23 protein-coding genes are annotated in these 21,558 nt (G+C 38.6%); 10 read left to right on the forward strand and 13 right to left on the reverse strand.

Translation table 11 applies throughout. From position 1 onward, the window contains the following. The 3 genes from dnaE to IR083_RS19300 all read right to left on the reverse strand — a co-directional run bounded on the left by dnaE (window position 1) and on the right by IR083_RS19300 (window position 5,427). Window positions 1–3,750 carry a DNA polymerase III subunit alpha gene (gene dnaE / locus IR083_RS19290; RefSeq protein ID WP_194225525.1) on the reverse strand — a complete coding sequence of 1,250 codons (3,750 nt, stop codon included), beginning with the start codon at window positions 3,748–3,750 and terminating at the stop codon, window positions 1–3. 728 nt (window positions 3,751–4,478) lie between these two features. Then, window positions 4,479–5,240 carry an SIMPL domain-containing protein gene (locus tag IR083_RS19295; protein WP_194225526.1) on the reverse strand — a complete coding sequence of 254 codons (762 nt, stop codon included), beginning with the start codon at window positions 5,238–5,240 and terminating at the stop codon, window positions 4,479–4,481. Window positions 5,241–5,268: 28 nt separating this feature from the next. After that, a complete protein-coding gene (locus IR083_RS19300; protein WP_194225527.1) occupies window positions 5,269–5,427 on the reverse strand; it encodes a hypothetical protein in 159 nt (52 codons plus the stop codon). Window positions 5,428–5,505: 78 nt separating this feature from the next. Here IR083_RS19300 and IR083_RS19305 point away from each other — a divergent pair, with 78 nt between their 5' ends. The 6 genes from IR083_RS19305 to IR083_RS19330 all read left to right on the forward strand — a co-directional run bounded on the left by IR083_RS19305 (window position 5,506) and on the right by IR083_RS19330 (window position 13,075). Further along, complete coding sequence (locus IR083_RS19305) at window positions 5,506–6,768, forward strand: carboxypeptidase-like regulatory domain-containing protein (protein ID WP_006798270.1); 1,263 nt, start codon at window positions 5,506–5,508, stop codon at window positions 6,766–6,768. A gap of 169 nt (window positions 6,769–6,937) precedes the next feature. Beyond that, the gene (locus IR083_RS19310; RefSeq protein ID WP_194225528.1) at window positions 6,938–7,489 is read left to right on the forward strand and encodes an RNA polymerase sigma-70 factor; all 552 of its coding nucleotides are present in this window, start codon (window positions 6,938–6,940) and stop codon (window positions 7,487–7,489) included. After that, on the forward strand, window positions 7,486–8,346 hold the full coding sequence (locus IR083_RS19315) for a FecR family protein (protein ID WP_194225529.1): 861 nt from the start codon (window positions 7,486–7,488) through the stop codon (window positions 8,344–8,346). Before IR083_RS19310 ends, IR083_RS19315 begins: the two co-directional genes overlap by 4 nt. Window positions 8,347–8,495: 149 nt before the next feature. Then, entirely contained in the window at window positions 8,496–10,082 is a 1,587-nt protein-coding gene (locus tag IR083_RS19320; protein WP_194225530.1) for a carboxypeptidase-like regulatory domain-containing protein, read from the forward strand. A 171-nt stretch (window positions 10,083–10,253) separates the two neighbouring features. After that, window positions 10,254–10,784, forward strand: coding sequence for a hypothetical protein (locus tag IR083_RS19325; RefSeq protein ID WP_194225531.1), 531 nt, complete (start codon window positions 10,254–10,256; stop codon window positions 10,782–10,784). A 77-nt stretch (window positions 10,785–10,861) separates the two neighbouring features. Beyond that, window positions 10,862–13,075 (forward strand): hypothetical protein, encoded by a 2,214-nt coding sequence (locus tag IR083_RS19330; protein WP_006798276.1) that lies wholly within the window; start codon window positions 10,862–10,864, stop codon window positions 13,073–13,075. A gap of 193 nt (window positions 13,076–13,268) precedes the next feature. On the opposite strand, the gene IR083_RS19335 is transcribed toward IR083_RS19330, so the two are convergent. From IR083_RS19335 to IR083_RS24840, 3 genes are all read right to left on the reverse strand, one after another. Further along, window positions 13,269–13,457, reverse strand: a complete 189-nt coding sequence (locus IR083_RS19335) for a hypothetical protein (RefSeq protein WP_194225532.1) — start codon at window positions 13,455–13,457, stop codon at window positions 13,269–13,271. Window positions 13,458–13,527: 70 nt separating this feature from the next. Further along, window positions 13,528–14,154, reverse strand: a complete 627-nt coding sequence (locus tag IR083_RS19340) for a class I SAM-dependent methyltransferase (RefSeq protein ID WP_194225533.1) — start codon at window positions 14,152–14,154, stop codon at window positions 13,528–13,530. 10 nt (window positions 14,155–14,164) lie between these two features. Then, window positions 14,165–14,443: a DUF2179 domain-containing protein gene (locus tag IR083_RS24840; protein WP_194225548.1), complete on the reverse strand. Its 279-nt coding sequence runs from the start codon at window positions 14,441–14,443 to the stop codon at window positions 14,165–14,167. Window positions 14,444–14,615: 172 nt separating this feature from the next. Between IR083_RS24840 and IR083_RS24845 the strand changes: the two genes are divergently transcribed. Next, window positions 14,616–14,738, forward strand: coding sequence for a hypothetical protein (locus IR083_RS24845; RefSeq protein ID WP_262893187.1), 123 nt, complete (start codon window positions 14,616–14,618; stop codon window positions 14,736–14,738). Window positions 14,739–14,875: 137 nt separating this feature from the next. On the opposite strand, the gene IR083_RS19350 is transcribed toward IR083_RS24845, so the two are convergent. The 7 genes from IR083_RS19350 to IR083_RS19380 all read right to left on the reverse strand — a co-directional run bounded on the left by IR083_RS19350 (window position 14,876) and on the right by IR083_RS19380 (window position 19,148). Then, window positions 14,876–15,124, reverse strand: coding sequence for a hypothetical protein (locus tag IR083_RS19350; protein ID WP_194225534.1), 249 nt, complete (start codon window positions 15,122–15,124; stop codon window positions 14,876–14,878). A 6-nt stretch (window positions 15,125–15,130) separates the two neighbouring features. Beyond that, window positions 15,131–15,490 (reverse strand): hypothetical protein, encoded by a 360-nt coding sequence (locus tag IR083_RS19355; protein WP_194225535.1) that lies wholly within the window; start codon window positions 15,488–15,490, stop codon window positions 15,131–15,133. A gap of 257 nt (window positions 15,491–15,747) precedes the next feature. After that, entirely contained in the window at window positions 15,748–16,062 is a 315-nt protein-coding gene (locus tag IR083_RS19360; protein ID WP_194225536.1) for a hypothetical protein, read from the reverse strand. Continuing rightward, window positions 16,059–16,976: an IS1595 family transposase gene (locus tag IR083_RS19365; protein WP_194225537.1), complete on the reverse strand. Its 918-nt coding sequence runs from the start codon at window positions 16,974–16,976 to the stop codon at window positions 16,059–16,061. The genes IR083_RS19360 and IR083_RS19365 overlap by 4 nt, the downstream gene beginning before the upstream one ends. A gap of 325 nt (window positions 16,977–17,301) precedes the next feature. Then, window positions 17,302–17,550, reverse strand: a complete 249-nt coding sequence (locus IR083_RS19370; protein ID WP_194225538.1) for a hypothetical protein — start codon at window positions 17,548–17,550, stop codon at window positions 17,302–17,304. A 47-nt stretch (window positions 17,551–17,597) separates the two neighbouring features. Continuing rightward, window positions 17,598–17,996 (reverse strand): DUF5698 domain-containing protein, encoded by a 399-nt coding sequence (locus IR083_RS19375; protein ID WP_242052490.1) that lies wholly within the window; start codon window positions 17,994–17,996, stop codon window positions 17,598–17,600. A gap of 276 nt (window positions 17,997–18,272) precedes the next feature. Next, window positions 18,273–19,148 (reverse strand): tetratricopeptide repeat protein, encoded by an 876-nt coding sequence (locus IR083_RS19380; protein ID WP_194225539.1) that lies wholly within the window; start codon window positions 19,146–19,148, stop codon window positions 18,273–18,275. A gap of 204 nt (window positions 19,149–19,352) precedes the next feature. Here IR083_RS19380 and IR083_RS19385 point away from each other — a divergent pair, with 204 nt between their 5' ends. The 3 genes from IR083_RS19385 to IR083_RS19395 are packed head-to-tail and all read left to right on the forward strand — an operon-like array spanning window position 19,353 to window position 21,535. Further along, window positions 19,353–20,363, forward strand: coding sequence for a pirin family protein (locus IR083_RS19385; protein ID WP_194225540.1), 1,011 nt, complete (start codon window positions 19,353–19,355; stop codon window positions 20,361–20,363). Between the two features lie 35 nt (window positions 20,364–20,398). After that, window positions 20,399–20,914 (forward strand): 5' nucleotidase, NT5C type, encoded by a 516-nt coding sequence (locus IR083_RS19390; RefSeq protein WP_194225541.1) that lies wholly within the window; start codon window positions 20,399–20,401, stop codon window positions 20,912–20,914. A gap of 36 nt (window positions 20,915–20,950) precedes the next feature. Further along, on the forward strand, window positions 20,951–21,535 hold the full coding sequence (locus IR083_RS19395; RefSeq protein ID WP_006798285.1) for an outer membrane beta-barrel protein: 585 nt from the start codon (window positions 20,951–20,953) through the stop codon (window positions 21,533–21,535). The last annotated feature ends 23 nt before the right edge of the window (window positions 21,536–21,558 follow it).

A 21,558-nucleotide genomic window follows, 5' to 3' on the forward strand; every position in this document is an offset into this window, starting at 1 on the left:
TCAATTTACTTTAAATACAATATTTTCGTTTTCCACCAGATAATCAATAAGTTCCTGTTTGACATTTATTTTAAAACTTCTTGAAAACAAATCTACTTTCATATTTCGTTCACCATCAACTACCTGAAAATATAACAATGAATTACCCGGATTGTTTTTTGTTAAAGTAGACAATTCTTCCACCATCTGCGTATTCATATCATGCAGCGGTAAAGTAATCGTTAGCTTCTCTATCAGGCGGTCTTTTACATCCGGCAACAGTTGTATTGAAAATATTTTAAACTCAAACTGGGTCTGGTCAAATTTCCGTGGTTGTACACGTCCTTTTATATATACATATAATCCCGGGCGCCCGTATTTTCCAAAGTTGATATAATCGTCGCCAAACAAAGGCAGTTCACCGCTTCCCGTGAAATCCTCGATGCGAATAATCATAAACGGCTTTCCGTTCTTGGTAATCCCTTCCCTCACAGCCGACACCAGTCCCCCCAGAGTCACTTCTTTATTTTTCAATGCATCCTTATCTTCAATTTCCGACATACCCACATTACATACATAGCTAAGCACTATCTTATAATCATCGAGCGGATGCGCCGAAAGGTAAATCCCTATCAATTCGCGTTCTTTATTCAGGCGCTCCAGATCTGACCATTTCTCTACTTTAGGTATTTCAGGATGTGCTATATCAAATGATGTATCTCCTCCAAATAGTGAATTGGCCGCTGTATTCTTATCCAGCTGGTATTTATTCCCATAACGGATAAGCATATCTATAAACTGCTCACCTTTACCATTAACTCCGAAAAACTGCTCGCGGCTTACTTCCTGAAAATTATCGAAAGCGCCTGCTAAAGCCAGGGATTCTATATTCTTACGGTTACAAGAACTTAGGTTCACACGCTCTACGAAATCGAATATATCTTTAAATGGGCCGTTCTTTTCACGTTCTTCTATAATATTCATTACAGCGCCCTCTCCTACTCCCTTTACGGCAGCTAGTCCAAAACGTATATCACCTTCCTTGTTTACCGAGAACTTCAGGAAGGATTCATTCACATCCGGTCCAAGTACATTCATACTCATGGCCTTACACTCATCCATGAACTTCGTGATTTCAGTGATATTGGACAAGTTTCGCGAAAGTACCGCCGCCATATATTCCGACGGATAGTTGGCTTTCAGCCACGCTGTTTGGTAAGCGACCCACGAGTAACAGGTTGCATGGGACTTATTGAACGCATATGACGCGAATTTTTCCCAGTCAGCCCATATTTTATCCAGTGTTTTCTTATCGTGTCCGTTTTTAGTACCACCGGCAATAAACTTTTCTTTCAGGGCGTTCATCTTATCTATGAGTTTCTTACCCATTGCCTTACGCAACTCGTCGGACTGGCCACGCGTAAAGTCGGCCAACAAACGCGACAAGAGCATGACCTGCTCCTGATATACGGTGATACCATAAGTATCGTTCAGATAACGCTCCATAATCGGGATATCGTAGGATATCTCTTCCCGCCCGTGTTTACGTGCAATAAATGAAGGGATATAGTCCATCGGGCCGGGACGATACAACGCATTCATCGCTATCAGGTCTTCAAATTTACTCGGTTGCAGCTCTTTCAGGTATTTCTGCATACCGGCAGACTCAAACTGGAATGTTCCTGTTGTCTTTCCCAGACTGTACAACTCGTACGTTTTAGGATCTTCAAGCGATATGGTATCTATATTGATAGTCTCACCAGTAGTATGTTTTATATTATCAATGGCCTCCTTGATGATAGAGAGTGTTTTTAGTCCCAGGAAGTCCATCTTGATAAGTCCTGTTTCCTCAATCACCGTACCTTCATACTGGGTAACGAGGATATTTTCGCCTGTTTCCTTATCTTCTGCCGTACTCACCGGAACAATATCGGATATATCCTGCTGTCCGATGATGATACCACAGGCATGCACTCCGGTATTACGCACATTACCTTCGAGCATCTGGGCATATTTGAGCGTATCGCGCATCACGGGGTCATGGCTGTTCGCCGCCTCTTTCAGTTCGGGAACATATTCTATCGCATCGCGCAACGTCACCTTTTTCTTATCGGGGATACGGTCGGGAACAAACTTTGCCAGCCTGTTCGACTCCGACAAAGGTAACTTCTGCACACGGGCGACGTCTTTTATCGCTGATTTTGTAGCCATAGTACCATAGGTAATAATATGTGCCACACGCTCCTGCCCGTATTTTTCCGTTACCCATTTCAAGACCTTTCCACGTCCGTCATCATCGAAGTCGATGTCGATATCGGGCATGGATATACGGTCGGGGTTAAGAAAACGCTCAAACAGCAAATCGTATTTTATCGGGTCTATATCTGTTATTCCCAGACAATAAGCCACCGCCGAACCGGCAGCAGAGCCACGTCCGGGGCCTACAGCCACACCCATCTCACGCGCAGCGGCAATAAAATCCTGTACAATAAGGAAATAACCGGGAAATCCCATCGTTTTCATTACATCCAGTTCAAAGTCGAGCCGTTCTACGGTTTCGGCATTCCTGTCTTTACCGTATCGTTTGTCAGCCCCTATCATCGTCAGGTGTTTCAGATAGTCCGATTCCAGCTTGATACGGATTACCTTATCGTATCCACCGAGACGCTTATATGCCTTCTCTCCGAATTCGAGCATAAGATCTTCCTCACTGTACATTATCTTATATCCTTCTTCCGTTCCGAAGGATGCATCGATAGTAAAGAATGGCATCAAAGCATCGGAATCGATGGAGTAGAATTGTACCTTGTCGGCGATCTCCAATGTATTTTCCAGTACTTCGGGATGGTCGGAGAATAGCTGGTTCATTTCCGCCGTTGTCTTCAACCATTCCTGCTTGGTATAACGCATCCGCTTAGGGTCGTCGAAATCCTTACCTGTACTCAGACAAATAAGGCGGTCGTGCGCGTCGGCATCCTCTTCCTCCACAAAGTGAACATCATTGGTGGCAATCACTTTTACACCAAATTTCTCACCCAGTTTCAGCAGTTCAGTATTAACCTTTTGCTGCAAAGGATAGGCCTCGATATTGGCGTCAGGACGGTTGGTCTTATGACGCTGTAGTTCGAGATAAAAATCTGCACCAAAAAGATTCTTAAACCATTGCAAGGCTTTTTCTGTTTCCTCCACGTCACCTGCTTGTATCTTTTTGGGTATCTCACCTCCCAAACAAGCAGTAGAGACAATCAGTCCTTCATGATATTTTTCGAGCAGTTCCTTGTCTATACGTGGACGCATGTAATAGCCTTCTGTCCAGCTATGAGACACCATCTTGATTAGATTTTTATATCCCTTCAGATTTTTGGCCAGTACCACAAGGTGCCAGCCGCTCATATCGGGCTTGCCTTCTTTCAGCGTCCTATGACGGCGGGCAACATAACATTCGCAACCAATAATTGGTTTAAACTTTTTTGCTTCCTCCTGTTGAATCTTTATTTTTAGTTCACCTATTTGTTCCCCGTTACCCCCTTCCGGGTCTTTTTCCAGGTCTTTTATCTGAGTTTTCAGTTCCTTGATGGCACTGTCGTATTTACCGTTCTTCTTTTTTACATAATTAAAAAATTCTTTTACCCCAAACATGGCTCCATGGTCGGTAAGGGCTATCGCCTTCATTCCGTCGGCAATAGCTTTATCTACAAGATTGGGTATGCTGGCCTGCCCATCCAACATGGAATATTGGGAATGGACATGTAAGTGTACAAAATTATTCATATATCTTCTGCTTTTTCACAATCTGTAAAGTTACAATAAATAGGAGCTCTTCTCAAGGAAAACGGTCGGCAGTTTTCAACAAGTAAGGATTTTTAAAGATTAGAATAATTTATGATTATAAGGACCAGGCTTAACGCAAGAAAACTGGTAACGTTTCAATTAACAGTATTCTCACACAGAGACGTTAAGGTGCAAAGTATAAACCGTTACTATATTCATATTTATTAACTAAGTTTAGTTAAAACCTGACACATCTGACAGTTTTTTCATTGTTTTCCTCTTGTCATTTTTGCACCCCTTAACTATACATAGTTAAAAGGTAACAAAGGTAACAGGGAAAGCAATTAAGAATGAATAATGAAAAATTAATAATTAGCTTGTCATGCTGAACAGAGTGAAGCATCTCGTCAGTGAACAGTCATCAGTTAACAACTCGTCTACTCGTATCTTATATAACTTTCAACTTAGTACTTATTACTCATTACTTAAAACTTACTACTTGTCAAAAGGTAACAAATGTAACACTTTTTTATACCTATTACTTTTTACCCTCTCTGTAGCCTCCCCTTGGGGAGAAACAACATTCGACGGAACGAAGTGTAGTCAATGGAGGGGCCGATCAACACGTCAAAGAACCATAAGCTAACAACTAAGGGTTATCGGCTCTAATTACATAGATAAACTTTCTATAAAAAACTAAGAGCCTTTTGCCCTAATAAGCTACAAACTTACAGTATCTCGAAACGGGCTTTGATCTTGTATGCCAGTTTGATTTTTTGCATTTGGGCAGTATCGGTATCGTAATCGCCATATTCACCATTCATTAGAGCATTTCGCTGTAGGGAATATTCGTTGAATTGCAGATTTTGCAGCTGCATTACATTTTGTGGTTGCATTGCATTTTGTTCTTCCATTTCTAAAACATATAGCGGACGTCCGACCTTACTTTCTATACTCTCTAACAGGTATTCCGCTTTGGCTTTAGCAGACTTTATCGCACGGATTTTCACCTGTTTGCGATATTCGGTAATATCTTTATTTTTAAGTTCTGCAATATTCACTTTTATAAAGCCTTCTTTGGGCCCCGGTATGAGGTTTAGTAATCTGTCCAGCTGACCGGTAGTGGTAAGTATGATTTCATATTTCTTTTCTACCCGCGCTTCGTCCATATGCTTCTGCGTTTGCCAGTAATATACCCAATAATTATTAGTGGCCGCATCTTTCAATATTATCTGATTATCCTTAACGCCTACTTCCGAAAGGATAGATCTCAATTTACGATCTGCCTCATCGAGAGAAATATTATCACGTACTTTTTTAGCCCCTACATAGTTACCGATTATTACCGACAATCTGATTTCATCGGGCTCAACTTCCATTTCGGCGCTTCCAATAACTTCTATAAAGGGAACTTTCGGTTCTTCGCTTGTTTGGGAATAAGCCATAAAGGATGCGCATAACAATGCCGTCAACATCATAATCTTTTTCATAATTTTCTTTTTTTTAATTTTACATGAATCAAAAGTATATAGAAAGCCGATACCGGATGACCATAAATGGGTGAACTCCTTTTTTCAGTTGGTAAACAACAGCAAAAGAATGGGTATAGATGTTCTCCTGACGCAGATTGATGAGCCGGAGTATGTAAACATTTTCTAATTCTTCATTTTTTTCCATTTTTCTCTAGGGTTTTTCTTACCCAACCAATCATATAAGTAGAAACCGGTTATTATTCATCATTTAATCAATACTGTTATGAAAGCAATATACTTAAAAACCGCACAACTGATCCTTGCTGTTCTCATATCCGTTGCGTGTATTCCATTACAGGCACAGAATATGTCGGCAAACTATATTACTATAAGTGGTGTAGTGAAGGATAAGAACTCGAACAAAAAACTTGAATACGTCAGTATTTCCGTTCCGGGAACCAATATCGGTACTATAACCAATACAGATGGTGTATTCTCTATCAAACTCAACAATGCGCTGGAAGCTAAAACACTGGAAATATCACACATTGGATACCGTAACATGAAGTTCCCTATCAACCGGGAAGATATAGGACACGAAGTAACTATATACCTCATCCCTAACGTAAACCTGCTGAAAGACGTTATAGTACAGCCTGTGGACGCCCAAAAGCTGGTAGAAGAAGCCATACATAAAATCGGGGACAACAACAGTGCAGAAGTAAATATGCTTACAGGATTCTATCGCGAAACGATAAGGAAGAGACGCAACTATATAAATATATCGGAAGCCATACTCGATATATACAAGACACCTTATACGCAAGATATTGCAGGCGATAGAGTGCAGGTCTACAAAGGACGAAAACTGATAAGTCCGAAACCAAACGATACACTGATCGTAAAGTTTCAGGGAGGGCCAAATCTCTCTACATTTATGGACGTGGTAAAAAATCCGGAACTGTTTCTGGACATAAATACGCTGGGCATGTACAGATACAATATGGAAGAATCGGTTATGATAGACGAACGCCCTCATTATGTGGTTAGTTTCAGCCCACAAGTCGTACTTCCATACGCACTGCATTACGGTAAACTGTATATAGACAAGCAAAGCCTGACTTTCTCCCGTGCCGAATTCAGCCTCAGCATGGACGACAGGAATAAGGCCACACAGGCAATATTGAGAAAGAAGCCTTTCAAGATGCATTTCAAACCCGAAGAAGTATCGTTTCTGGTGACTTACAAGCAACAAGACGGCAAAAGCTACCTGAACTATGTATGGAGCGAAGTGAAGTTTAAATGTGACCTGAAACGCCGCCTGTTCTCTACCGGCTATACCATTGTATCCGAAATGGTGGTAACCGACCGCAAAAGCGGGAAGATAAACAAAATCCCGTTTAAACAATCATTCGGACAAAATCAGGTGTTATCGGATAAGGTTCAGAATTTCTACGATCCTAATTTCTGGGAAGATTATAATATTATAGAGCCTACCGAATCATTGGAAAACGCAGTATCGAAGTTGAGAAAACAACAGAATTAAAAAATAATTGAGAATGAATAATTAAGAGTTAATAATGTCGCAAGCGACTTGTAATCCATAGCTTATCTATTTATTACACTTCTCATTCTTAATTGTTAATTATTCATTCTTAATTATTCATTCTTAATTTTCCGCTTAACTTTGAAATACTGAACTGAATAAAATAATTATGCTTAACGACTTATTCGTACTGAAAAAGATAAAAGAGGGGGATATAAAGGCTTTCGAAGGAGTCTTCCGCCAATACTATGCCCCTCTTTGCCTGTACGGATTGAGCGTAACCGGCCGCAAAGATGTAGCAGAAGAAATCGTGCAGGAACTATTCTACGTATGGTGGAAAGACAGGGAGAATATCCAAATCCTGCGCTCTGTAAAGAATTATCTCTATGGAGCAGTGCGTAACCAGTCGCTGCAATACCTTGAACACATCGCCGTGCAGGAACGGCACAGGGAAAGAGTATTATCGAAAGAAAAAGACGAACAGGACGCGACACCTCATCAGCAACTCGAATATAAAGAACTCGAAGAAGTGATAAACCGCACCCTGAAGCAATTGCCGGACCGCAGACTGAAAATATTCAGGATGCACCGCATGGAGGGCAAAAAATATAAAGAAATAGCCGAAATCCTTTCCGTATCGGTGAAAACAATAGAGGCAGAGATGACAAAAGTATATCAGCTGCTGCGACAAGAAATAGAAAAATATACACATATAATATGACTTTAAAAGTAAAAAACGATAGAGTGACCAACGATGGATGGAACGCATTGTATAAGCGTTTCGAAGAAGACGGATTACTACCTGCAGCGGACAACAAGCCAAAGCGGGGCATATTGAATTCTACAGGAATGAAATGGGTTGCAGTTGCTGCCGTGGCATGCATCTGTATCATTTCCGCGCTGGTTATCCACAATATGAATACAGGCAGTCAGGAAATGTATACACTGCACAACGAAGAAAATGCTCCTACCCTGGTCACTACACTCGAAGACGGATCTGTCGTTTATCTCAACCAACAGACATCTATCGAATATCCCGTTCATTTCGAAAAAGACCGTAGAAGGGTGTCGATGCAGGGAGACGCGTTCTTCGAAATCAGTAAGAACCGCGAACGCCCGTTCTTCATCGAAACCGAAAACGCACGGATAGAAGTATTGGGTACTGCATTCAATGTAGTAAGTAAAGACAAAGATTCATTCTCTCTATCGGTAAAACACGGGGAAGTAAAAGTGACTTTGAAGCAAAGTGGGCAAAGCACTCATGTAAAAGCGGGCGAAACAGTATTATTGGATTCTGACAACTTGCAAAAAACAATATCCTCCGACAAAGGGAAATTTGACGGTTATCTGAAACAGATCCACTTCAAGGACGAACGGCTGACAGATGTGATCCGTATCATAAATATGAATTCGGAGTCAACCAAATTAAGTGTTTCTCCTCATCTCGGAGACAGATTGCTCACCGTGACATTCTCGGACAATACGCCGGCTACAATGGCCGAACTGATATGTCTGGCTTTGAACCTGAAGTATACACAATCGGATAATGTAATTACTATAGAAGATATTAAAAATTAGGAATTGCGCAAGAAGCGGGATGTAGCATACTTCTAGCATGAGAATAACGAAGAAGGGCCAGCTCCCAATAATTATAAATAGTATTTCGTATTTCTGGCAATATATAAAATATTGACGTTTCGAAATATAATTAATCTGATACCAAGCATATGGAAAAAGCGGTTGAAAATGCATTTCATCGTTTTTCTGCCTTGTTATTATTCCTGTTCATAATAACAGCATTACAGGCAGAGGACGGGGGCGTGCTTAACCGCGAAGTAAAACTGTCGAAAAGTAAAGGAACTATATACCAGTTGCTGAAACAGGTATCGGATCAGTCCGGCTATTTATTCATATACGACAGCCAGATAATAGACAACGACAAGGTAGTAAAGGTAAAGAAAGGCAAATATACTGTTCGTCAAGCTATTTATGCTATTACCGAAGACGACAAACTAAGAATAAATATCGTAGGCAACCATATCCTGTTGAGAAAAGACAGTGAGGTAAAGCCAATAAAAGCGATACAGTCAACAGATCCGGAACAATTAAAAGTCACAATCGAAAACAAGCATCTGAAAATAAGCGGTATATTGTACGACCGTATAACTGACGAACCAATCATTTATGCTTCGGCCAGCATTAATTACACCTCTATAGGAACAATCACCAATCAGAATGGCGAATTTCAACTTACAATACCCGATTCGCTACGACACTCTATAGTGAAATTTTCACATGTGGGTTATCAGAATCAGGAGATAGAAGCATCTTTACTCGAAAACCAGCATGTAAGAATATCCCTCGACCCTAAAATAATTTCATTGCAGGAAATCGTAATTCGGGTGGTAAATCCATTAGACGTACTGCAAAAAATGAAAGAGCAGGCAGAAAAGAACTATTCGTCCAAACCTGTGTATATGACTACCTTTTACCGCGAAGGAACCGAATATAAGAATAAGAATATAGACCTTACCGAATCGGTAATCCAGATATATAAAACAGGCCACAAAAGCAATGCCAGAAACGACCAGACCAAATTGATAAAAATGCGCCGCATCGTAAACCGGCAAACAGAAGATACATTATTCACCAAAATGAAATCGGGAGTTTATTCAAGTCTTACACTGGATATAATAAAAGAATCGCCGGACTTCCTCAATTTCGAAAATGGCTCGCCATACCAATATACTCACACCGATATCAGCGTGATCGACAACAAGCGGGTCAATGTTATTTCATTTGAGCAGCTACCCTATAATGATGAACCTCTATTCAAAGGGCAACTATATATAGATACGGAGAATTATGCATTGGTAGAAGCGCGTTTCGAAGTAAATCCGAAGTATGTGTATAAAGCTACTAACTGGTATATAGAACGGTTGGCTCCGAATATAAAGCTGACTTTACAGGAAGTGAAATACATTGTTTCGTATCGCCCTGCCGACGATGGTAAATATTATGTAAGCCATGTGAGAGGTGACCTTAAATTCAAAGTCAGGAAAAAGAACCGATGGTTCAGCGCCCCGCTCCATCTGTGGTTTGAGATGGTGAACTGCAAAACAGAGACCGAAAATGTAAAAGGATTCAGCCGGAGAGACCGCTTATCGCCTCACAAAATACTGTCGGATACAAAATACCGGTACGACAAGAATTTCTGGGGACATTTCAATGTCATCCTGCCCGAAGAAAAGCTGAAAGAAACGATACTCAACAGCCTGAACGAGATTACTGAGACTACTTCAAGCGAAGAATAAAATATATTCGGAGGTAAATAATGCCAGTTAGTAGTTGAATATCGATAGATCGATATAAAAATATCGCATGAATTACCTTGTATATGAAAAAAATATGCTAATTTTGAGCGATTTTATTATAATTCTGATAACTAATTATAAATAAAACGTATAACATAAACGATATAAAACATGTGGCTAAGAATGCTCTCCTATGATTTCTTCACAACAAGAAATACCATTTTTTCTACTGGAAATTTGGATATTAGCCTTATTTTGTTAGAGAGAGAGAGAGAGAGAGAGAGAGAGAGAGAGAGAGAGAGAGAGAGAGAGAGAGAGCTAATCACACTTGATTCCCTACCCTTATTTTTCCCATTATTATTTTTTCAATATTCCTTCCTTTTAAGGAATATTAAAGCTGCATACACACGTATCAGCAACATTATTATCCGTGCGAGCGTACATACGCGTGATATTATATCATTTTCCGAAGATAAAAACAAATATAAGGTTCGTTTCTTTACGGACGGAAGTATTTTCGTACCCCGTCATCTTTTTCAATCTATCATTCACATCCATTCTCTGCAAAAGTTTCAATACCCCGTGAAAAGGGAATTTCTTATTGTCTTTATAAAATTTGTCTTCACTCCCTCATTTTTCTGTCCATCGCTTGGGAAAGTACCGGACAGAAATTGGGGTATTGAAATTTTTACAGGAAGGTGATTATAACAGAAAAGCTAAACTAATGAATACAGCCAATAATTGAGTAATCTATTTTATAAACTAAAAAACTAAACTGCATGAAGCAAACAAACTTTAAACAAAAACACCGAAAAGGAATAAGATTTAAGATATTGTTGCTACTGGTAACAATATTAGCAGTGAGTCCTGCAATACATGCCCAGGTTACAATAGGAACAGGAGAAGAACCTATTTCAGGGGCTCTGTTACAATTGAAGGATAAAAACAATGTACCGGACAGTACACATAACGCATATAAAGGTCTGGCACTGCCTCGTGTAACTCTTTCGGAGAAGAAGGAACTTTACCCGATGTTCCTGGCCGATCCCGATAACCCCGCTTCGGGGCCTAACTCCGATTATGCCGCCAATAAGCTGATATTGGACAAGACTCATACCGGGCTTATCGTCTATAATCTGGTGGAAGACGATGATAAGGAACTCTGTCTGGGATTAAACCAGTGGGATGGTGAGAAATGGAACTGTTTCCAGCAAAAAGCCTCTCCTGCCCAGTTCGAATTTCATTGTAGTACATTGGAAGTACGCGGCGATTACGGAGATGGCATAGCGCTGAATTCGTCGAATTACATAAGGGTTGAAGTGGAAATAACCCGCATAGGCTCGTATAGTATTTCCGCTACCTTTGCACCGGGAAATCCACAGGGGGACAATGGTTATTTCTTTGAGCTGTCAGGTACTTTCTACGCTACCGGTACTTTCTTCATAACGATTCCGGGTACAGGACAACCCAAACTCCATACACAGGGTACAGACCTGCTCAACCTTGCCGATGATACTCCAGACCAGTTTATATTAAGTTCCACCGGCAGCGGACCGGATTGTAATTTCGCAGTGAATGTCCGTTCCACAGCGGCACGCCCTGAATTTGATATTGAGTGCGGAGCTACTGTTGTACAAGGCGCATATTTCGAAGATGTCCCTTTATCTTCCACACCCGGCGTCACAGGCGAACCTAACAGAATCAAAGTGACCCTCAGAAATATTCCACCGAGCGCTTTTGGTGCGGTGGCTATTCTGGAAACCAATACGGTAGATGGCTTCTCATTCAAGGGGCAGGCAGTTCTTTCTTCCAATCCTCAGGATATATATCTGGAAGGCACAGGCATCCCCCGCGGATTGAACGACAAGGTGTTCACCATCACCACCAATAGCGTATCGAACGATGCATCGTGTACCGCCACTGTTTATATGCTTATCCCGCGCAAGCGTCTGATGACATTAGGTAATACCAATAACACTTACGGTTATAATCCCGGACTGGTTTCTCAAAGAAATCCCCCTAATAGCCTTAATACGATGCTTACCGATAAAAATAATTTCGGATACAACCAATGGTCTATCCTGAAATTTGCCGGATTTAACAATCTGGGAACAACAGCTGAGGCAAACTTTATTCCATCATCAAACCCAGATGCATGGGGCGATGACAACAGGGATATAGTCGCTTTGGAAACTACTACATGGAGGAATATGAGTGCCTCCAAATTGGAATCTTTATTGAAAGGAACCGGTGGGCAGCCAAAGACTGATATTTTTATGATTGGATATGACACTGAATTTTATCGGAACAGTAATGCTGCTGACGCGGCCAGATGCGCAGTACTTATAGATTTTCTTAAATCTGGAGGTATTCTAATGATTTGTTCGGAAGCAAATACCTCGAATGCAAACTTTTTGAACCTGCTCTTCGATAACCCTTCCCCTGCCATTTCATCGGCGAGCGGTGCCGGTGCAGGGAGCAACTATACATTAGGCTTTAATAATGTCAATATGAACAGTGCTGCCGCGATGAACATGAAGCCATATTATTGTAAAGACGATGACCCTATATTAAAAGGTCCGTTTGACGATATTCTAGGGAGAAATTGGGGAGAAGACGCATCAACCACTGTGTTTATGACCAATTTGCCGCTTGATGAGATCATTATATATTCGGGCGCGAGGGAAATAGGTAATACATCGAGAGATGCAACAGGTGTTACGATCTTCCGTCATAAAGAATATCCCCTGATATTCGTCGGCGACGGTGGTTTTAATTCGGCCGAAGCGAGAACTTATTGGAATGTGAACTCTGGTGTATGTCCGTTTGTATTGACTACCAAAACGATAAACGGTAAGGTCTATAGCAATTATCCGAGTTACCGCTATAACTTCGGCGGAAGTGGTAACAGGGTGTACAATACAGCCTTTACAGCCAATGCTTTTGCATGGTGTATTATGAAAGCGGAAGAAATCCGAAGAGCAAACAAATAAAAATCTTTCCGATGCAGCTTTTTAAGTAGATTTCTCGTCAAACAATAAAGACGGAATTTCAGATATCGGAGTAACAAATAATATAAGCCCAGACCAGATAGGGGTTGACCGTGTTTGAAAAGAAACGGCAGCCCCTGATTTTTTCTATACCAAGAAAAAAAAATCAAAATACATCTTTCGCTATCTTCAATAATTATAATCCGAGATATTCTTCCCGTTTCTTTTTGGGAAGTTTTTTTATCACTTCATCTACCGAATGTTGAATCAAATCTCGGATCAACTCATAAGGGACATCGCTTTCGAGTGTCACCAGATTCCACAAAGGAGTTTTGAAATTCCCCTTTATTGACAGACAATATTCCCTGAATTCTTCAATATTCATAAAATTACTACTTAAATACTTTTATTCAAGAGACCGTAAAGGGACGACTGCAAACAAACATATTAATCATCTACATCTTCCTTGCGACAATCAGCCTCTCGGGTAAGTCCGACAAATTAATACGTTCTATAATACTTAAGCCCGCGCCGGTTATTTCTTTCTCAATTTCATCAATACTAAAATAATAAGTTTCGGGCATAATACGAATAAACCTCAAAAGTTTCACTAATAAAACGGAAAGAGAGTTCATACTACCAAAACAGGGAACAGCGACAATCAACGTACCTTGTGGCTCCAGCAGCTTGTAAAATTGCTTAAATAATGCATTCCTGTTTTCTATATATTGTAAAACGTTGAAGGTGGTAATAACCTGAAAAGAAACATCATGAAACATCTCGTCCAATGTTGTTATTTTAATGAAAGAGGCATTATCTATATTTTGATTTTCCCGGTTTAGTTCTGCGCGTTTCAGCATTCCTTCGGATATATCTACCCCATATACTTCATTCGCATTTCGCGCTATGCGCAGAGTTATTGTTCCTGTTCCGCATCCGAAATCAAGAACGGTATCATCAGGCTTGATATGTATCCCAAATTTACTGTTTATGTATTTTACCAAGGCAGAGTTCGCGGCGCTCTCTGCTTGACTCCAGCCGGATACCCTGTCCCAGAACTTATATGATTTATCCTTCTCCATGTTATTCTGCTTATTTTCTCTTACTGGCAGCAATTGTTCTGTTACTCCATTTGTTCATGGCGAATATACCCTTCTTCTTGTAGCGGATATCCTCTACCAGATAGAATGCATCAGCATCGAAGCGGGTAATCATTGCCACCACTTCATCGAGAGACTTACGGCTGATAACTATTTCAATAATATGTACCTGAGAGACCGCACCTTCGCCCTTTACGAAGGTTGCCCCTATATTTTGTTTGGTAATTATATACCAGGTTACAGTGTAAAAAGGAGTTAAATTCTTTTTTATAAATTATTTCAAATAAAATAATAAAATGATATTTATATTATAATATTTACTTCAAATAAAAACAAAAGTGCCATATAGTATTTCAATATGACACTTTGTCTTAGTCCGCTTTTTGGCATAGATTTAGTAAATCTAAATTGTGTATTTTAAGTTTAACTAAAATCTATAAAAAATGATTGATTTAGACCAAAAAGAGACTCTAGAAGAACTCCTATTCAGAGTTGATGGTGTATACACCGAAAGTGAATCATCAGACTCTTCTGAAATTGATTCTAAAGTTGAAGAAGAAATATAAGTTCTCAAGGCTCATTTCTTCGTTATGCAAGAGGTAATAATTATCTCTTGCATAATTTTCATCTTACCCTGCAAAGGTAAAAAGGGAGATTCAAATCTCCCAGTTAAAGGCTGTTAATTCCTATTAATCCTTATTTATCAATCTCTTATCATTCTACGCCACATCTCTTCTTGCATTATTCTTTCCTCTCTTTTTAAATCTGTTTCTCCTAAAAAAGCGAGCAAAATCATTCCTAATACTGGAGATAATAAAAATGATAAAAAGAACCAACCAATTTCACTACGACCTCGTTTTTTAGCCATACTTACTGAAACCATACATAATGAAATATATCCCATTAAAATCAATATAGCACTAATTACTATAATACCTTCTAAACGATTCATAGCTTATTACTTTATTGTTTTTAATTCTTCTATTTCTTTATTTACAGCTTCTAATGCTATTTCTAAATATAATGTTGAATTAGAATTTTTGGTTTTTTCTTTTGCTACTTCTTTAATTGTTTCTAAAAGTTCTATTCTCTCCTCCTTTGTTCTTGTTTTATATTTTTCTAATTTATTTTTAGCTGGATTATCATTTATAAGAAGAAATGCTTCAAGAGGATGTTGAATTGACAATAACATATCAACATATTTTGTAGCATCTTCTTCGATTTCTTTTTGTCTTTCTGTTTTAAATAAATCTTTACCTTCTTTAATATTGCAACTCATTAGCAATGTAATAGTCACAAACAATAACAATTTTCTCATTTGATTTATAAGTTTGTCCTTACGCAACCAAATAAGGTGTTATTATAATAAAAGAAGTGAGTTGCAATCCACATTCTCTTAAGGTATCGCCAAACACCTGAATACACGCAGACGCAACTCACCCTTATATGGCAAGTTACGCTGTGCTCGTGTATTCATTTAAAAATTTGGCGATTTTAAAGAGAATAAAGCACTTCTTGTTTTTTCAAAATAGCCTAAAAGGCTAAAACAAATATAATTGTTTTTCTTTTAAATAATCAATCATCATTTTCCTTAGACTTTCTCTCTTTACTTGTATAATACAATATTGGAAGAGACAAATCAGTATCAGGTTTATGATAAATAATATCTAGTTCTTCCTCTAACGCTTTAGGAGAAAGTTTAAATTCTTCTTTTAATATTTTTCTTGCTTCTTCTTCTGTATATTTACTTTTTAAATCGTAATATGTTGTTATTGTATCAACAGCAAAACTCCTTTTTATATTTTTCTGAACATTTATCTTTCTATTATTAAGAATAGACTTAAGAATATCATTAAATTCTTTTCCTATATTGTCTTTATCTTCATTCATGCTATTATTTTCTGATAAGTCAATCTATATTTTATATTACAAAGTAACAAATTAAATCGACTACTCTCACTAATTTTTCTGGTATTATATCTAAATACAAACTCATTCACATATAGTTGTAAATGTTTTCTTGTAACTTTATGATATATTCCTATAATACCTCTTTTAAATATAGACCAAAAACCCTCTATCGTATTTGTATAAACATTTCCATTAGCATATTGCTTTTTACCATGGTCTACTGAATAATGAGAATACATTTCTGCAACTTCATAATATCCTAGCCATTCATCTGTATAAAGAGTTGCAGTAGGTTTTACAAATTTCAATATATTGGGAGTTATTTGATGTCTTGAAGTATTCTCAACAACTCTACAAATAACATCACCACCTCTTTGTAACATACCTAATACAGGTGTTTTATCAATAAAACTTCTACCTTGTGAGTTCTTTACTTTCTTATCCCAATGTCTATTTTTATTCTTACCACCTACAAAAGTTTCATCGCATTCTACCTCTCCATCAAGTTGTCCATCATTTTTGCATATTAAACAAGTTCTTATTTTCTGCAAAATATACCAAGCAGTCTTTTGAGTAATGCCTAAATCTCTTGATAGCTGTAAAGATGATATACCTTTTTTATTAGATGCTAGTAGCCATATTGCAGCAAACCACTTTCTTAGGGATAGCTTAGTGCCCTCAAAGATAGTTCCTATCTTGACATTAAATATCTTTTGTGTATTCTTACACATATACCTATGATTACCTAAATGATATACTTTAGATGTTTCATCGAATGGGGATATAACTTCCTCTGGCCAGAATAATTGTTCGAGATAAACAATACAAGATTTTTCATCAGGAAAGGCTTCAAACAAATCAAACAAAGAGTTAAATTTAGTTACATCAATCATAGTTTTACATTTATATTTTTATTATTAATTCTATATAATTTATTAATTAAATATTTAATAATCAATATATTATATACAAAACAAAGGTAAATAGAATCTTTCTATTTCTCTGTCAAAGCCAGTGAAAATTCCTTAAGTTTGCAAAAGATTTCTCATAAAGAAAACCCACATATTGGAAGTATGTGGGTGATGGATTAAGTGGCTAATCTAATTTTGAATAAATAATATCAATTAATTATGGAAAAAGTAAAAGTTGGAATAATCTGTTCTCATTGTTATAAAAAAGACAATGTTATTATATCAAAGTATATTAACTCACTAAGAATTACTTGTCGTTATTGTAATGAATCACTATACTTACAACTCTACGATTTTGATGATACTGAACACCATCATAATTTATCTGCCAAGGGAGACCAATATGGGAACTATCAGGTTTCTCAAGAAGAGGTTTAATATGTTCTTGTAATGCTTCTTCATTTCCATTAAACTCATCTCTAAAAAAATCTTCTATTTCTTTACGTCCATGAAGATGGATTGTTTTTTCGTAATCTTTGTTTATTATTTTATTCATTATTTATTTCTATTATTATTTATTTTAATTTCAAACATAATATAAATTCAAAAACCTTTAAGAAGGATTAACACTGTAAGATTGTATATAATTACCTTTTGTTTATTGAGATCTTTTATCAATTCCGGAACATCTTTCTTAGTATATACCCTCAATAGCTGGTAGCCGAAGGCGATACGGTTCTCGACCAGTATTCCCACATAGTTCCCGGCAGCATATCCGGCAGCATAGGCCACATATGCGATGAGACTGTTGGCATGGGCAAATATCTGGGATATAATTACCACCCAGATGAATACTTCGAAGAATCCCACAATAGGAGCTTTATACCTTTCACCTTTCGATACGAAAATGATACGCAAGGTACCAAGGGTTACATCACAAATACGCCCGAAGAAAATCATCAGGGGCAACAGCCAGGGATAAGTTTCGAAAATTGTAAACATGATATACTGTTTTTACGGGTAAGAATATATAAGAGCATCTGCACTATAAAGTTACGGAATAATCGCGGTATAAGCCAATGTTTCTATACTATTGTACAATTTTACATTTACGGTCTGGATTCAAATACCTTATTTTGCAGTATACTATTATTCTTTCATAATACAATCACGCAGGTATTTTAGGTTAATATAAGGTTTAAATAAAAAGATAAGGCTGCGCCGGGATGGATGCAGCCTTATCTTTTTATTTACAGCAATCGGTAATTAGCCAATTTTTCAATTAAAATATGTGGTCAGTATTTCCTTATATTTCTTGTCGCGACGAATATTATTGAAATCCTCATCGGCTTCGATACGTTTTTTGTCCAACACTTCCATTTTTATAGTATATTGCTTTACAATAGATTTTTCAAGCCATTTGTGAGCTTCTTCTTTTTCTTTAGCGAGGGAATAGTAACATGCCAGATTATAGGCAGCCGATTGGCTTCCTTGTTGTTCTGCCTTCAAGTACGATGACACCAGTTCTTCCCCATATTTAGTGTGATCTTTCTCTATTTTTCCCAGGCTCAGACAAGCAAACCCCTTTCCCGTATTAGCATCAAGCGAATTAGTATCCAGCTCCAGCACCTTATTATATTTCTCAATAGACTGTTTGTAAAGTGCTGCATCATTTTTGTCCATAGCCAGCTTCAGCAAAGTTTGTCCCCAAACCAGATAGGCCTGTATGAAACGAGGATTCACATCCACTGCTTTCTGCAACTTGTCGAAGCATTCTTTATACACGCTGTCGTCTTTTTTAAGGTTGGCGTAGAAGATAAGTGCTCCTGCCCACAGCCCGTACACTTCGGGCGATGGTTTTAGCTGTACTGATTTATTGAACTTCTCGAAGCTTATTTCATACAAACCCGTGTCGGAATCTTTTTCGGCACGCTTCATTGCCAAAAAGCCCCATATGGCATACAGATCGGCATGCGACGGAGCAGCCTTTACAGCTTCTTCCAACATAGCTGATATTTCGTCCATACTGCCACCTTCAGCTTCCTTACCTACGGCCATTGCAGCCAGCGATTCGGCTCGCACTTTATTTTCCGTTTCCTGAGCATATGACGAGAGACCGAAGAATAGTAAAAGGGTAAAAAATAGATGTTTCATAATGAGCAAACCCATGTTAGAGGAAACAAATATAGGTATTATTTCGTATATTTGTTAAAATATTGGAGGACAATAAAATCTGTTACTTTATACAACAGAAGAACGCGTAGTCTTTGGATATATTATATTTTACATTCCGATTTTACAGCTATTAATGTATCTTATTCCCTCCTTTCTGATAAATATAAACGAAAATTCAACTATATGAAAGTAATAAAAATAGAAGAAATGGGATTTCAGTTACAAGTAAAAAATCCCTTTATTGTATGTTTCCATCACAAAGATCTTTTTCCGAAAGGAAACGGAAAAATGGAGCCTGCTTATTACCTCGAAAGCCGAAGAATCGGTGAAGACTTCGACCATAACGCCCCGTGGCGTATGTATTATGGTGATACAGTCCCGGGATTTCCTGTCCACCCTCACCGCGGATTTGAAACAATAACGGTAGTAACAGAGGGCTTTGTTGACCATTTCGACTCCAAAGGCTCCAAAGGCCGTTACGGACAGGGCGATGTACAATGGATGACAGCGGGAGCCGGTATTCAGCATTCTGAAATGTTTCCCATACTCTCCGAAACCGAAGATAATCCGATGGAACTCTTTCAGATCTGGCTCAACCTACCACGAAAAGATAAATTTGCAACCCCTGCTTATAAAATGCTTTGGAACGAGCAAATCCCCATTATAGAGGAAAAGGACGCAAATGGACATATAAGCAACATAAAAGTGATAGCCGGAAACTACAAAAATATACAATCGCCCGATCCTTTACCTGCATCATGGGCTTATAATAGAGGCAATCATGTAAACATATGGCTGATAACGATGCAGCCGGAAGCAGAATTCACCATTCCGAAGGTATCGCCTACGCTCAACCGTATGCTTTACCTCTATGAAGGTCGTGAAATGGACTTAGAAGGACAACAGCTTACTGTAAACCATTGTGCCGAGCTTAATGGCAATGAAGATATCGTATTGAAAAACGGCACCACCGAGAGCCGTTTGTTACTGCTCGAAGGTGAGCCTATCCGTGAGTCGGTAGCTACATACGGTCCTTTTGTGATGAATACCCGCAACGAAATAGAACAGGCCATTGCCGATTATGAAGCTACACACTTCGGCGGGTGGCAATGGTATAGCCCCGGGCCTGTAAATGAAAGTGGAGACGGACGATTTGCCGATTATGAGAATGGCAAACAAGTGGAGAAACCTTGAGATTTTCGAAAGAATAAACTATACAATAACAAAAAATGAAACAGCAACTATTAGTAGACATGGACGGCGTACTGGCCGACGTATATTCCCAGTTTCTCAAACTCGAGTTTGAGGAGCTGGGTATAAAACAATCTTTGAAAGATCTGGAAGGAGTATTGGAAATGAAGGCGTTTGCCCATGCTGAAAAATATGTACGCACAAAAGGATTTTTTCGCAATGCGCCCACTATAGAGGGAAGTATGGAAGGATTGAAATACCTGAACGACAAATACAACGTGCTGATAGTATCCTCGGCAACTGAATTTCCCGACAGCCTGAGTGAAAAACTGTACTGGCTCAACGAGCACTACCCGTTCATAACATGGGAACAGATGATTTTTTGCGGCAAAAAGGATTCGGTAAAAGGAGATATTATGCTCGATGACCACTTCAAAAACCTTGATTACTTTGAAGGAAAAACGGTATTATTTACGCAGCCGCACAATGCAAAGATGGATAATGGGAGGCATATAAGGGCTAATAACTGGAATGAAGTAGTGAATATACTATAAGTAATTTAAGGGTTAGAAACCTATAATACAAAACGTATGAAAAAACTAATAATAGCGATTATTCTTACATGCTGTTTTTCGGCAAGCCTTTCCGCACAACAAAGGAGTAGGCATGAGACTACTTTAGGTTACGGTATGGGCACTACAAGTGAACTGCTGGATGCCTTGACTGATATTATAGTGTGGGGTATCACAGCCGGAACAACCTCATCAGACGACACTTACAGCGGTGCATTCCACATTGGATACAAATACAGTATTACCGAAAGATTTTCTCTTGGCGGCACTTTTCTCTACGAAAATGGAAAATCTGACGCATATTTTAAGGGCGATAGAACAGGAGAATTTAATAGGAATTATTATACCTTTGCCGCCGAAGGAAAGGTTAAATACCTGAATAAGAAAAATCTGGCGCTTTATGGACTATTTGGTACAGGAGCCACCATCTACGAACAAAAATTTACAGGTAACGATAATACTACGGATAAAAATAGTAATTTGCATATCAATTTCCAACTCACCCCTATCGGCATACAATTTGGCAAGAATATCGGGGGCTTTGCAGAATTGGGTTGCGGATATAAGGGTATTATCAGTGCAGGGATCTTCACCAGATTCTGATTTCGGAATTTAGGCATATATTA

The sequence above is a fragment of the Dysgonomonas sp. GY75 genome, assembly GCF_015234155.1.
Classification (GTDB): Bacteria; Bacteroidota; Bacteroidia; order Bacteroidales; family Dysgonomonadaceae; genus Dysgonomonas; species Dysgonomonas gadei.